The sequence below is a fragment of the Microcoleus sp. K5-D4 genome (assembly GCF_036704575.1).
In the GTDB taxonomy this organism is placed as follows: Bacteria; Cyanobacteriota; Cyanobacteriia; order Cyanobacteriales; family Microcoleaceae; genus Microcoleus.
This window is the reverse complement of sequence record NZ_JAUBSD010000041.1, coordinates 13,680-27,607: the sequence shown is the minus strand read 5'-3', so window position 1 is coordinate 27,607 and position 13,928 is coordinate 13,680. Positions and strand designations below refer to the sequence as shown.

At 47.5% G+C, this 13,928-nt stretch carries 8 protein-coding genes; 2 read left to right on the top strand and 6 right to left on the bottom strand.

Features of this window, described 5'->3' with window-relative positions:
- Window positions 1-211 precede the first annotated feature (211 nt).
- The 5 genes from QUA77_RS14760 to QUA77_RS14735 form a co-directional block, all read right to left on the bottom strand.
- Window positions 212-1,855 (bottom strand): nitrate ABC transporter ATP-binding protein, encoded by a 1,644-nt coding sequence (locus QUA77_RS14760; protein WP_333450849.1) that lies wholly within the window; start codon window positions 1,853-1,855, stop codon window positions 212-214.
- Window positions 1,856-1,959: 104 nt separating this feature from the next.
- On the bottom strand, window positions 1,960-3,984 hold the full coding sequence (locus tag QUA77_RS14755; RefSeq protein ID WP_333450847.1) for a nitrate ABC transporter ATP-binding protein: 2,025 nt from the start codon (window positions 3,982-3,984) through the stop codon (window positions 1,960-1,962).
- A 167-nt stretch (window positions 3,985-4,151) separates the two neighbouring features.
- Window positions 4,152-5,021, bottom strand: coding sequence for a nitrate ABC transporter permease (ntrB, locus tag QUA77_RS14750; protein WP_333035909.1), 870 nt, complete (start codon window positions 5,019-5,021; stop codon window positions 4,152-4,154).
- Window positions 5,022-5,187: 166 nt separating this feature from the next.
- Window positions 5,188-6,504 (bottom strand): CmpA/NrtA family ABC transporter substrate-binding protein, encoded by a 1,317-nt coding sequence (locus QUA77_RS14745; protein ID WP_333035911.1) that lies wholly within the window; start codon window positions 6,502-6,504, stop codon window positions 5,188-5,190.
- Between the two features lie 91 nt (window positions 6,505-6,595).
- Window positions 6,596-8,479, bottom strand: coding sequence for a ferredoxin--nitrite reductase (locus QUA77_RS14735; RefSeq protein WP_445302079.1), 1,884 nt, complete (start codon window positions 8,477-8,479; stop codon window positions 6,596-6,598).
- 612 nt (window positions 8,480-9,091) lie between these two features.
- Here QUA77_RS14735 and QUA77_RS14730 point away from each other — a divergent pair.
- Both QUA77_RS14730 and QUA77_RS14725 read left to right on the top strand, forming a co-directional pair.
- Window positions 9,092-9,307, top strand: a complete 216-nt coding sequence (locus QUA77_RS14730) for a hypothetical protein (RefSeq protein ID WP_333138658.1) — start codon at window positions 9,092-9,094, stop codon at window positions 9,305-9,307.
- A gap of 824 nt (window positions 9,308-10,131) precedes the next feature.
- A complete protein-coding gene (locus QUA77_RS14725) occupies window positions 10,132-11,019 on the top strand; it encodes a PEP-CTERM sorting domain-containing protein (protein ID WP_333450844.1) in 888 nt (295 codons plus the stop codon).
- Window positions 11,020-11,115: 96 nt separating this feature from the next.
- Here QUA77_RS14725 and QUA77_RS14720 read toward each other — a convergent pair whose 3' ends face one another.
- Window positions 11,116-13,770 (bottom strand): C39 family peptidase, encoded by a 2,655-nt coding sequence (locus QUA77_RS14720; protein ID WP_333450843.1) that lies wholly within the window; start codon window positions 13,768-13,770, stop codon window positions 11,116-11,118.
- Window positions 13,771-13,928 lie beyond the last annotated feature (158 nt).

Sequence of the window (13,928 nt, the reverse complement as noted above, 5' to 3'; positions counted from 1 at the left end):
TCTTACTAAAAATTCCGCTCGCTCTCGCTTTTAGTCAGCTTCTGGCTGCTACTAAATCTTCTTCAAACAGAGGAAGTTCCCAGCTAACTCTTGTCACCCCCAAGGATGGGGGATAGAAGAAATTTTTGCATAAGTCAAACATCGGGCAGGTAATACTTTTGACCTAGTTGTTGATAGCAATGTGAGATTTAGTGCGGTAGTATTATGTCGCCTAGTTCCCTGGTTTAACTTCAAATACGCCACCGTTGGTGGGGCTAAAAGTTACTTGGAACTCAGCAGTTTTTTCAGCGCCTGCTGCGGCACCTGCAGGAGTTTGCAAAACCGGCAGAGGAGTTTCTTTGACGAAATCTTTAGCTGCTTTATTTGTGGGATCGAAATGTAGGATATCCCCGTTTTGTTTTACTTTGACCCGATAAGTCAAGCTTTCAGTAAATGTCGGAGTTGTTCTCCAGGTTTGGTCGATTTGTGCATACAACTGCTTTCCGATCGCATCGAGTTCGGCTTTGTCAGAAATCTCTGATGTGGCAGTGGTTGCTGCATTGGCCGCGCCCGCGCTGTTAGGGGCAGCAGCGATGGCAGCAGGACTTGCAGCAGCGATGGGTGCAGGGCTGGCATTGGGTGCAGGACTTGCAGCAGCGATGGGTGCAGGGCTAGCAGTCGGTGCGATCGAACTTGCTGCAATTTGCGGGCTGGAGGGTGAACTCACAACCGCCGCAGTCGCCGCCTGCGGTGCAGTTTCTTCTAGTTTCGCTTGCTTTAGCTGGCTGGAAATAGCAGACATATTGACTGCAGCTAAAGTAACCATTGCTACGAACCAAGAGGCTGCCAGGATGCCGCGTTTGATCGGCGAAGCTTCTGGGGGTTCGGCAGCGTGAGACACAAAAGGCGCAGGTGCGATCTGCCTGTCAGCAATCGCAGGCTTTTTGCTAGCAGGTAATGGCATCGGTAGCGCGACGGCTTCTGTCTCCGAGTCCGTTGCTTCACCTTCTTCGTGGTGGGCATAGCGAGAAAACAAGAACTCCAAAGCAAAGTTGCGAAGTTCGTAGTATTTCGGGTCTTCCATAATCCGCGCCCGGTTGCGGGGACGGCTAAACGGAACGTGCATATCTTCGCCGATGGAAGCTGCTGGCCCGTTGGTCATCATCACGATGCGATCGGCCAAAAACAAAGCCTCATCAATATCGTGAGTAATCATAATGACGGTAATTTTTTCCTTCCGCCAAATTTTCAGCAATTCTTCCTGCAACTCTTCCCGGGTAATAGGGTCTAGAGCTCCGAAAGGTTCGTCCAAAATCAACAGTTTGGGACGAGTTGCCAGAGCTCTGGCGATCGCCACCCGCTGTTTCATCCCCCCGGACAATTGGCCTGGTCTTTTGTTACAAGCTTCGGTCAGCCCCACTAATTCCAAGTGTTCCTTGACGATCGTATTGTGTTCGTCTGCGGACTTTTCCGGGTAAACATTTTCAACGCCGAGGTGAATATTTTCAGTAGCAGTCAGCCACGGTAGCAGCGAGTAGTTTTGAAACACCACCATGCGATCGGGGCCTGGTTCAGTAATCTGCGAACCTTCCAGGGCTACTTCTCCGTTTGTCGGCCCGTTGAATCCCGCGATCATATTCAGCAAAGTTGATTTGCCGCAGCCAGAGTGACCGATCAAACAAATAAATTCGCCTTCATTAATAGTCAGGTTTACACCGTCGAGAACGACGTAAGGACCTTTAGGAGTTTGGTAGACTTTCGATACATCTTTAATAGTAAGAAAGTCTTGCTTTGGCGTTTGAATTTCGGTTGTTTCGGGGTTTTTGAGAGTTTGCATATTTTCAGGATTGGGATTTGGGATCGGGGAATTAGACATGACAACTTTCGATTGAGAATTTGAAATTATGGAGTTAGGAAGCGGAAAATGTGGAGTCTTGTTTCCTGATTTCTTGCTCCTCACTCCCTCTTCCTATTTGCTGATTATGCTGGCAGTTTGATGGAACATTGACTGCCTATTTGTTCAATTAGAATTTCTTCAATGCGAAGGCCGCGTTTGATTTTGACATTCTGAAGATAGTCGATCGGGTCGTCGAGATTAAACACAGTGCCGTCAAATAGCTCGATCGTCCGGCGATCTCTGGCGATATCCGGCAAACCCAATTCGCGCACGGCTTGACCGAAAACATCAGGCCGCAAAACTCGATCGACCACTTCCACCCAGTTTTTCGGGAACGGAATCAGTCCCCAGCGAGCCATCTGCGCCATCACCCACACCATTTCTAGGCGGTCTGGAAAATTGGTTTTGTCAACGTAGAACTGGTTGAAGTTGTAAAGCATTTCGGGTTCTGCCTCCGTACCGGAGTTGTACGGATCGAGGAACCCCGGACGGATGTCTTTCGGATCGGCGCCGATGTATTGTTCTTGGCTAATCAATCCTAGGACTTCTTCGCGGTTGCGGCGGTCGTCGCAATAGTCGCAGGCTTCCAAAAGCGCTTTGACGAGGGCGAGGTGGGTTTGAGGATATTTCTGAGCCCAATCTTCGCTAACACCGAGAACTTTTTCGATGTGTCCGGGCAAAATATCGAGGGAACGGGCCATGACAAAACCCGTACCACTGTTGACTGCGTGGGAGTTCCAGGGGTCGCCTGAGCAGTAGCCGTCAATGTTGCCTGCTTTTAAATTCGCTACCATCTGTGGGGGCGGAATCACGGTCAAGCCCACGTCGAGGTCGGGGTCGATGCCACCGGCTGCCAGCCAGTAGCGGAACAGCAGATTGTGCATGGAGGCCGAGTGGACCATGCCCAAGGTGTGAACTTTATCGGGACTCTTGGCGATCGCAGCTTTGAAATCCTCTAATGTCCGAATGCCTTGTCTGTAAAGGTCTTTGTTGAAAATAATCGAATTGCCGTTGCGAGAGAGCGTCATGGCGCTACAGACGGGTACAGGGGCTTCACCGTCGAGGCCCAACAGCATCCCGATCGGCATTCCTGCGACCATTTGCGCCGCGTCCAGCCGTCCTTCGGCGACTCCTTTGGCGATCGCTTTCCAGCCCGGTTCGCGGCTGAGAGTAACTTCTTCCAAGCCGTGCGCTTTGAAGAAGCCTTTTTCTTTAGCTACTACTAAGGGGGCGCAGTCGGTGAGGGGAATAAAGCCGATGTCGAGGTTGATTTTTTCCAGGCCGTTGCGGGCGATGACAGGCGGTTGTTGTTTGGCCCGGCGCTGTTTGACCCGCTTTTGCTGGTTGAGGAAGTAAACCATTTCGTTACGCAGCGCGTAGTAACTCGGATGGTTGACAACTTCCATGCGCTTGCGGGGGCGGGGAATGTTCACTTCGAGGATTTGCCCGATTTGCGCTTCCGGGCCGTTGGTGAGCATCACAATGCGATCGCTCAGTAATAAAGCCTCATCCACGTCGTGAGTTACCATCACGCTGGTGACTTTACTTTCTTCGCAAATTTTCATCAACTGGTCTTGCAAACCGCCGCGAGTTAAAGCATCGAGAGCTCCGAAGGGTTCGTCTAGCAGCAGCAATTTCGGGCGAATCGCCAGGGCGCGGGCGATCGCAACTCTTTGTTTCATCCCCCCAGAAATTTCGCCTGGTCGTTTGTCTGCCGCGTGTCCGAGTCCGACCAATTTAATGTGGTGTTCGATCACCAACTCGCGATCTTCTTGAGAGTTACCGCTGTAAATTTCATTTACTGCTAGGGCAATATTTTCGCGCACCGTCAGCCAAGGTAGCAGCGAGTAATTTTGAAACACCACCATTCTATCCGGGCCTGGATCGCGGACTTCGCGCCCTTCTAAAGTAATCCCGCCCTGACTTGCTTTGTCGAGGCCGGCGATGATATTTAGCAGCGTAGATTTGCCGCAGCCAGAGTGTCCAATTAAGGTGATGAATTCTCCTTTTTTAATTTTCAGTTCGATATTTTTAAGAGCGATGTATTGCTCTCCATTGGGCAAATTAAATACGCGGTCTACGTGGTCTACTTCAACAAATACTGACATGGTAATTTTAGGTTAGTTTGTAATTTGTATGATGCTGATTATTAATTGGGCATTGGGCATTGGGCATTGGGCATTAATTTACAACTAATTTCTACCAGTTTGTAGTTGGCAACCATTCCCCATGCCCCATTCGCCAGGCGCGATGCCCGATGCCCGATGCCCAAATTCTATTTCTGTTCTTCCGGAACAACTTTGGAAGCGATGAAACCAACGATTCTGTCTAAAATTAAACCGACAATTCCTACATAAAGCACTGCTAGAATCACTGCGCTGAGTCTAGAACTATTGTAAGCGTCCCAGATGAAGAACCCGATGCCGACGCCGCCGACTAACATTTCCGCAGCTACGATCGCCAGCCAAGACAAACCGATACCAATTCTCAAGCCAGTGAAGATGTAAGGAACTGAAGAGGGAAGCAGGATTTTCCAGAAGTATTTTTGATTGGGGAGGCGCAAGACGCGGGCGACGTTTCTGTAGTCTTGGGGTATTTGTTGAACGCCTACTGTGGTGTTAATTAGGATCGGCCAGATGGCGGTAATTAAGATTACGAATAGTGCTGATACTTCGTTAGCTTTTACCCCCATGCCTTCAAAGGGATTGAACTGTTGAAATACTGCCAGGGCGATCGGCAGCCAAGCCAGGGGCGGGATAGTTCTGAATACTTGAAACAGCGGGTCTAAAGCATCGAACATTAAGGAGTTTGTGCCGATCAGGATGCCTAAACTGATGCCAAGAACTGCTGCCAAAGTAAAGCCGATCGCCACCCGCTGCAAGCTAGCCAAAATTTGCCAGAACAAGCCTTTGTCTGTACCGCCGTTGTCGAAGAAAGGATTGATAATTAGATTCCAGCTTTCTTGGACAGCTTTGATTGGCCCCGGCAAGGTGGATGAGGCATCGTGGCAGAGGATTTGCCAGATTATGAGCAGAACTGTAATTGCTACCAGCGGGCGGATGATTTTTCGGCGGTTTTTTTGAACCTGATCCAGAACGAAATTTACTGGATTTTTGCTTTTAGTAACAGCGAGGTTTGTTGCCATTTTTGTTTTTGCAGTCTTGTGAATAATCGATTATTTGTAGATACTTTGAACAGAGCTTAGCAGGTTTAGCCCTTGGAACGAGCCCTCCGTTTCACTCTGCCCAACACCGTCAATTTTAGGCGTTTGTCAAGTGTTGACACTTGAGTGTTGACACTTGACAAACTAATTATGCTTTTTTGATTGCCAGACCATTCAGATATTCTTGTGGTTTTTCTGGGTCAAACTTTACGCCGTCAAAGAAGGTTTCAACACCGCGAGAAGTGGTAGTAGGAATTTGGGCAGCGGGAACGCCAAGTGCTGTCGCTGCTGCTTTCCAAATATCTTCGCGGTTAACTTTATCAACCGTGGCTTTGATGTCGGTAGTTGCCGGCATATAACCCCAACGAATATTTTCAGTTAAGAACCAAGTATCATGGCTCTTGTAGGGATAAGAAGCATTATCAGCCCAGAATTTCATCGCCACTGGGCTGGCAGCTTCAATGCGGCCGGTACCGTAGTCAATTTGACCCTTAGAGCGACCGATAATATCTGCTACTGGAACTTTTAACCACTTATCTTGAGAGATGATTTGGCACATTTCATCGTGATTTTCTGCCTTGTCGCACCACTGCTGGGCTTCCAGTACGGCCATTGTTATTGCTTTAGCAGCTTTGGGGTTTTTGTCAACCCAATCTCCTCTTAAAGCAAAAGCTTTTTCTGGGTGGTCTTTCCAAAGTTCTCCGGTTACTAAGGCGGTGTATCCTACCTTTTGAGTAACTAGCTGAGCATTCCAAGGTTCGCCTACGCAAAAGGCTTCCATGCTGCCAGATTTCATGTTCGCTACCATTTGGGGCGGGGGTATGGGAATCACGGAAACATCTGTATCTGGATTAATACCGCCGGCTGCTAGCCAGTAGCGCATCCACAAGTCGTGGGTGCCGCCGGGAAAAGTTATAGCAATTTTTTGATTGGCGAGGGCTTCTTTGAGAGGTTTGCTGTCAGTACCTACTTTTAAATCTAGGTATTTTTTGCTGAGGGAAATTGCCTGGCCGTTAGTATTTAACCGGGCGACAAGATACATGGGGACTGGCTGATTGCCTTTGGTAATAGTGCCTAATGCCATTTGATAAGGCATCGGGGATAAGATGTGGGCGCCGTCAATGCCACCTTTGTCGGAACCGAGTTCTAAGTTGTCGCGAGTAACTGGCCAAGATGCTTGTTTGGTAACTTGTACGTCTTTCATGCCGTACTTGGCAAATAACCCTTTTTCTTGGGCGATGATTAAGGGTGCTGAGTCGGTGAGGGCGATGAATCCGAGTTTGGCTGCGGTAACTTCTGGGGCGTCGGCGGGGTTGATGTTGACTGCTGGGGTGGCGCTGGGTGTGGCGCCGCTGGGAGTTGCGCTAGATGTGGGGGAACTGGAACTGCAACCGTGCGCTAGGAGGGTGCCGGCTGCTGTTGCTCCGGCGGTGATGATGAATTTTCTTCGGGAAAGGTTGCTCATTTGTCTTGAATTGTTGTTGTACTTTGAGATCGTGGAAATGTGAGATGTGAGATTGATTCGGAACCTTCGCATCGCATCTCACAATGTGAGATTAGGCGTCGATCGACACTTTGCCGATCGCCCGCGCGCTGCAAGCTAAAATGAACCCTGGTTCTAAGTCTCGGGCCGCGTCGGGTTGGCTGTCGTAGACTGTTTGGCCTTCAAGGAGTTTTTGCTGGCAAGTGCCACAGCTTCCCGATCGGCAATTGCTGTCAAGTTCGACTCCGGCCCGTTCGGCAACATCGAGAATGAACTCATCTTCGCTGCAAGCAACTTCTTTGCCCGATCGAGCGAAAATGACAGTAGATGTCTGAGGTTTGGCTGCGGGGACTGCCGTTTCGTCCCTGTCAACCGTCAGTTGCAGTTGCCGGTTCAGCACAGCTACATCCCCTGTAATCTCTTTGGGAACTGCCCCAAACTGCTCGACTAACAATTGATGCAGCACTGGTTTGAGGTCTTCGCAAGGGATGCTTTTTTGGACGCAAGTACCCAAATGAGCGTCTTTTCCGACTGTGCCTCCCATGTAAATGTCTACACCTTCGAGGGTTTTGCCGTTCTTGCGAACTTTGGTTCCCATCAAACCAATGTCTGCTACTTGGGGTTGACCGCAGGAATTGGGGCAACCCGTCCAGTGAATTCTGACCGGTTTGGGTACTGAAAGTTCGGCTTCGAGTTCCTCAATCATTGCCACGGAGCGGCTTTTGGTTTCGATGAGGGCGAAGTTGCAAAACTTGGCGCCGGTGCAGGAAACCAAGGCTCGTGTCAGCGGTGCGGGATCGAGCGAAAAACGCTGCAACAGCGGTTCTTTGACCAGCGATTCAATCCGCGAGTCGGGAACGTTGGGAATAATCACGTTTTCTTCGACAGTGAGCCTGAGCTCACCGCTGCCGTAAACCTCGGCAATTCTGGCCAAATCGAACAAATCCGATGCCTGCAGCCGTCCGACTGGAACGTGCAGCCCTACATAGTTGAGTCCTGATTGTTTTTGGGGGTAGATGCCGATGTGGTCGCGTTTTTCCCAGATGATTTCATCTTTGGGCGCGGCTGGAGGCAAAGTGCGCCCTAATTCTCGTTCGACTTCGGCTCGGAATTGTTCGATTCCGAGTTCGTCAATCAGCCACATCAGCCGCGATTTTTGGCGGTTTGCTCTCGGGCCTTGATCGCGAAACACAGTTAAAATTGCTTTGCACAAATCTACAACGTCGCTGGGACTTGCCCATGCGTTGAGAGGAATTGCAGCTTCGCAGCGTTTGGCGGAGAAGAAACCGCCGACTAAAACGTTAAAGCCGATGTTGCCGTCTTTGTAAGCGGGTACGAAGGCGATGTCGTTGATTTCTGCGTGGACTGAGTTGTCGCGGCAGCCTGCGATCGCAATATTAAACTTTCTCGGCAAATTTGAAAACGCGGGGTTGCCTTCGCCGCTGTTCGTAATCAAATCTTGAACTTGGTTCGCCAGTTCCCGCGTATCTATCAGTTCGTCGGCGTCTAGGCCCGCGACTGGGGAACCCGTGATGTTGCGTACGTTGTCCATGCCAGACTGGATGCTGGTCATGCCCGCTTCTTTGAGGCGGCGGAAGATGTCGGGTACGTCTTCGATGCGAATTCCGCGCAATTGCAGGTTTTGTCTGGTGGTGATGTCGGCGCTGCCGTCGTCGCCGTAGCGTTGGACGATTTCTGCTAGCGTTCTGGTTTGATTGCTAGTAATGATGCCGTTGGGCAAGCGCAGCCGCATCATGAATTTGCCGGGAGTTACTGGCCGAAAGAAGATGCCGAGCCATTTGAGGCGGTGCTCGCGATCGATTTCGTCCATAGCTTCCCAGCCAATTGCGGCGAAGTGGTCGAGTTCGGCTGTTAATGCTAAGCCATCTTTTTCGGCTTTGAGTTTTTCAAACTTGTTCAGGCTCGCTTGGGCTTTGGGTTCAATTGTTTGGGTCATCGGTTTACCCTCGCTGCTGGCTTGTGTGGGGAGGTATTGACTTGGAGCATAAAGTGTGTGTTTCCTGCTAACCTTAGTGACTGTATGGATTTAAAACTGTATATTTAGTTACTAGATGGAATTTCTTTTAAGCATGGTTGGTTTTCTGTAAACTTGAGCTTGACTGGGCGCTGGCTCGAACGTCGCCAAACTATTTATGGTTATAGTTGCTACCGATGATTCGGTCGATCGCTGCGTTTCGATGCACCTTTGTTATGAGCTAATGTAAAGCCCACGATTGTAAATATTCGTAGCTATTTTTACAAAATATTGAGTTTTATGAATATTTCGCATAAGGCCGATGCGTTTTATACATGGGAAATGGGTAAAGACACCCAAAAAACCGAAAAATCTCTCTAAATCTTTAGATTTACGAAGGAAGAGGGGGAAATTGGAATATCTAAGATTAATGTTGTGAGTGCGATCGCAGACTTAAAACGAGATCGTCACAACATTAGAGCGGTCGCTGTCACACAGTTTGCCTCAAAACATCACGTTGTGTGCTATGCCAGCGTCACTATTAATTTTCGGACAACGAGAGATGATATAAGTATCGAATTCAGGGAACGTCTCATGTTTTCAGTTCAACTTATCCCCGGCGCTATTTCCGAAATGCTTGCTTCTGTTACGGATACAGGTTGTTTGACTCTAGCCGATCGCTACGGCTTGATGGCCGCTGTTTTGGATGACTCTCTCGACGAGGAATACAGACATTCGATCAACCGCCTGCTGCGTTCTGTGATTAAGGGAAGAGTCAAGATAGTCAACGAACTGTCGGCGATATATTAACAGCATTTAAAAATTTGATTGTTTTATGCAGCGCATAAGAGTGCAGAAACCATCGGCCGAGTTAGAATGAACCCACGATGCCTGCAGCGGATGTAGGGCCGGAAGTTGATTGGGTGTTCTCAAAACTTGCGATCGTTGTTGCCGTATGATTTTTTTTGATTATCCAATTATCCTTTTGTGCGGCACTTACAGAAAAAGTGGTGATTCACAGTTTTGATGCTCAATTGAGAGCCGCTTGGGTGGAAAGCTGATGGTAAAATTAGTAAAATTGTTGTGCGCGAGCGGCATTTGAGGAGTTTGAGGAATCAAGTCATCCCAACCAACGTAATTATAATTATTGAACAGGGCTGGGGATGAAAGACTATTTATGAAAATTATTAATCAAACAATCGAATTATTAATAAAATCCGGCCTCGGCATCCATAACCTCACGCCCCCAATTGTCAAAATTAATTGGTAATTAATAAAAAATCAATTAAATGGCTCAGCATGAAAAAACAATAAGATATTGTAGAGGCGGGTACCGCCTAGATCAGAACTTGCAGGCAGTTTATTGCTGTTCTCAACCGCCCCAACCCGGTAGTCGGTTTATTTGCACCTACAGGACTTATGCAGCCCCACTATAATACTGTGCCTGCGTAATTCTTGTATTGAGCTACGGGCATGAGTTGGTTGTTTTAACCAATCTAGTTGATAGGATGTAGCCCGACCAAATTTTTAGCAAAACTTTAAGAAATTCGGTCAGAAGGTATGATTTACTAAAAATTAAAAACAGTCGAGCGAGCAGACTTGACAATTTAACAATGATTCCTAGGGAGCATTTTATGAAATCCATTGCTAAAAACAGCATCCACTGGACTTACTCAGTGGCTATTTTCTGTGCCCTTTTCGCACTACAGCAACAAAAAGCTACAGCAGCAACGCTATCTAACGGCTGGAATTATGCGATCGATTCCTTTAACGACGGCGTGACAGGGCCCCAAATCGGCGGCGGGGAATTTGAATTTTACGGCATCGCCATCAAAGAAACATCAGATACAGCTTTCATCGCCATCAACTCTAATCTAAGTTTAGCAGGATATGCCGACCCACTAGCTCAAAGAGGCAACATCAACTACGGCGATTTATTCTTCAATTTTTCCGGGCAAAACTTCAATACAGCTAACGCAAACGGCAGCTTGTTTGGTATCCGCTTTGCCGAAGGAAATGACTCAAGCGTAGCCACGGCTGGCATTTACAGTAACGTTACTGCTAAAAATGTCACCCAAATTAACTTTGGATTTACCAATTTAAACCAATTCAATACGGTAGTGGCATCTCAAGGCGGCACCCCATCAATGGGCGATTTAGCTGCCACAGACCCCTATTTTCAACAAACAGGAAACTATACTATTCTCAACTCAATAGGTACGGGTACAAAAGTAGGAGAAATCAAATTTTTAACGCCAGCAACTTTGAACGCTCTCGGTCTTGATTTTGCTCAGTTTAATGCAGTAGGTTCTCAAACAATTGGATTCAGTTTCAATAAATCCTCAATGCCTTCGGGTAACTATATTGCTAACTTTTTTGCCGAGTGCGCTAATGATGCGATCGCTATTCAAGGATCGTTTGAGGCTGTACCCGAACCTTCTACTTGGTTTGGTACTTTACTAGGATTGAGCTTTTTAGGTATTGGCGCAGCAAAACGCAAAAGTAAGCGCAAGATTTCCTAAGTTAGGTAGGGTGTGCATTCAGTACCTTACGAATAGCTGTTATGCACACCTTACTAATAGGCGTAGTGCCTCACAAATTGCAAACCGTAGAGTAGATTATGGATAGATAAAATGCGCCCAAACATTCCCATCTGGCCCAGCAACTTGATTTACGTAACTGTAGGGATACATCAACTTTCTTCCCTCAGTATCGCTGTAACCAGTGAGTGCATTTCCCCAAGGATCTTGCACGATATAACCCTGAGAATTGTAGCCAATTACAGTAAGAATGTGACCGGCCGCAGTAAAATCTCCGGCTAAAACTACTGGCCGCCGATTCAGCAATTCCGATCGCACTTCTGCCCACGTGCGAGTCGTACTAAAACTCGTCTTAAACCCGTAAGCTTGAATCAGCGCCGAAAGCACACTGTGATCCGTTTGAGAACCCTGGCCGGCATAATCGAAACACCACTGCAACAACTCATCCTCCAACTGTCCGCCCCACTCAGAACGAAGGCCATAATAATAAAGCACCATGGCGATCGAAGTTACGTTGCAAGTAGACCAGTCAAAACGCGGATTGTCCCGCTGCGAAAAATAGGGCACGTTCAATTCCACATTGTTCGGAACCGGATCGAAAATTTTATCTCCCCGCTTGAACTGAACAAAACTAGGAAAAACATAACCTGTATTGCCAAAATTAGGCAGTTCTTCAGTCAGGGAAACTTTCAGGTGAGATCCTTCCGCACCGTAGCTGTTCACGCCGTAAACTCGACCTAAAGGCAGCGTAGTTTTCTCGCTACTGCTCAGGCTAGCAGAATCTACCGGCCGTTTTTTAAAGACAGTTGCTTGCAGGATTGTCATGGTCAAAGCATCGGGGTCAAAGGGAACTTCTTTGCCGTCTTTTTTAATTTTAACGTCCTGCCAATAAATAAATCCGATATTGCCGAAACCGGGAATAGATTCGGCAAGAGTTACTCGGAAATGCCCCAAAATGCAGGCATAACCAGTGATGGCATAGGTAGTGCCTAAAAGTAGGTCAGCCATTTGATCAGCCGGCAGTTTCGATGAATCTTCGGGCTTAGCTTTAATCTGAGTTGTTTGAGTTACCAAAAGTTGAGCGCTGACGTTGCTATTCGGTACGTCAGCCAGGTTAAATTTTAGGATTTGAGTACCTTTGGCTAACTGAACGTCGGGTTCATAAAAATAGCCAAAAGTGCCTACAGGCCAAATTGCTGAATCCAGAACCACCTTGAGATGCCCGTCAATAAATCCGTATTTGCTAACGGTCAACGTCTGGCCTGCTTTGACAAAAACTTTTTGCTGATTGTTGAGCCGGGAAGAATCAAGGGGAGCTACCTTAAACAAAGTATCAGAAACTATTTTTAAGGTCAAACCTTGTCCGACAGTTAGCGGATCGGAAGTTACGGTAATGTAAATTATTTGGCTGCCAGTAACGTTGCCTTTGCTGTCAGTTGCCCGCAACCTAAGCCACCGAGCTCCCGCTACGCTAAATCCTTTAGACAAATTAACTTGCCAAGTGCTGGCTTCTTGGTTTAGAGTGACGGTTAGGGGAAATTTATCCTCAGCTATCACGTCAATTTTTGCTGCTTGTTGCCGGTCAAAAGTACCCCGAAGGACGATCGGCTGATTGACTAAAACTTCTGACGGCCCTTGATAAGTTAAATTCACAGCGGGATTAAAAGATTTGCCACCGCGGCTGAATTGCACAAAATCGGGATAAATGAAACCCGTATTGCCAAATTGCGGCAAATTCTCGGTCAGCGAGACTTTAATGTGGCTTTGTTCGATCGAGAATCCGGCAATTCCGTAAATCATTCCCGCCGGCAATGTAATTTTTTCTTGGGGTGGCAGGCTAGCGGCATTTATCGGCCGCTTTTTAAACACAGTCGTTTTGATGATTGTCATCGTAACTGCATTTCTATCATACTCAATTCCCCTGCCGTCTCGCAAAATTTGGACGTGCTGCCAGTACAGAAATCCCGAAGTTCCTAGGTTAGGAACTGCCCGAGCAAAAGCGACTCGGAAATGGTTTTCCACGCAAGCGTAGCCAAGAAGATTGAAAGTTTCTCCCAGGTTAAATTGTAATTTCTGAGTTGATCCTAAAGTTCCAGAATCTACGGGGGTGAACTTTAACCAGGTCTTTTTTATCACCCACAGTAACTGCATTCCAGGCGGCGGAACCGGCAACTCAGCGCGATCGAATATGAGAATTGTTGCGCCTTTGGTGATGAGTACGTGTTTTTCGTAGAAAAAACCGGACTTTCCTACCGGATTAATTGGATTATTTAGTTGAACATTCAGATGTCCGTCTTCTAACTCGTAGTCAGTAACTTGATAAATTTTCCCTGCTGGTATGTCCGCTTTTTGCAGCTCGTTGAGATTGCTGGCGGGCAGCGTTCCGGCTTTAAATTTGGTATCTGTGAGAGTAATTAACGTGAAAAATTGAGCGGGTGACAGAGAAGCAGGATTAACTTTGATGTTAATTGTTTGTTGGCCGATAACTTTGCCTGTCTTATCACTTGCCCTCACCTGCAGTGTGCGAGTTCCTGCGCTATCGAATCCTTTTTCTAAACTGATGTTCCAAATGCCTCTAGAGGGATTTATCCCTACATTCAGGGCATTGGAGCCTTCTGTTGCTGAAATCGCTGCCACTAGATTTTTGTCAAAAGTGCCAACTAAGACCGCGGCTCTATTGACCTCAATTTCTCGCGGGCCTAAGTAACTTAAAATAATGTTGCTGTTTGTCATTATATATCCCCCTACCTACTTAATTATTCAGCTAAAGCAAGGATAACTTCTGATTTTATTAAACACAATGACCTGAACTAGGACAAAATCGCCCCTAGATTCACCCTACGGGCGGTTAATGCCTTTTCCAGCATAAGTTTTTAATTATTGGCGGGAGT

Excerpts from the sequence above, each read along its gene's own strand:
- QUA77_RS14760 (WP_333450849.1), bottom strand. The coding sequence starts at position 1,855 with ATGTCTAATTCCCCGATCCCAAATCCCAATCCTGAAAATATGCAAACT.
- QUA77_RS14755 (WP_333450847.1), bottom strand. The coding sequence starts at position 3,984 with ATGTCAGTATTTGTTGAAGTAGACCACGTAGACCGCGTATTTAATTTG.
- ntrB (WP_333035909.1), bottom strand. The coding sequence starts at position 5,021 with ATGGCAACAAACCTCGCTGTTACTAAAAGCAAAAATCCAGTAAATTTC.
- QUA77_RS14745 (WP_333035911.1), bottom strand. The coding sequence starts at position 6,504 with ATGAGCAACCTTTCCCGAAGAAAATTCATCATCACCGCCGGAGCAACA.
- QUA77_RS14735 (WP_445302079.1), bottom strand. The coding sequence starts at position 8,479 with ATGACCCAAACAATTGAACCCAAAGCCCAAGCGAGCCTGAACAAGTTT.
- QUA77_RS14730 (WP_333138658.1), top strand. The coding sequence starts at position 9,092 with ATGTTTTCAGTTCAACTTATCCCCGGCGCTATTTCCGAAATGCTTGCT.
- QUA77_RS14725 (WP_333450844.1), top strand. The coding sequence starts at position 10,132 with ATGAAATCCATTGCTAAAAACAGCATCCACTGGACTTACTCAGTGGCT.
- QUA77_RS14720 (WP_333450843.1), bottom strand. The coding sequence starts at position 13,770 with ATGACAAACAGCAACATTATTTTAAGTTACTTAGGCCCGCGAGAAATT.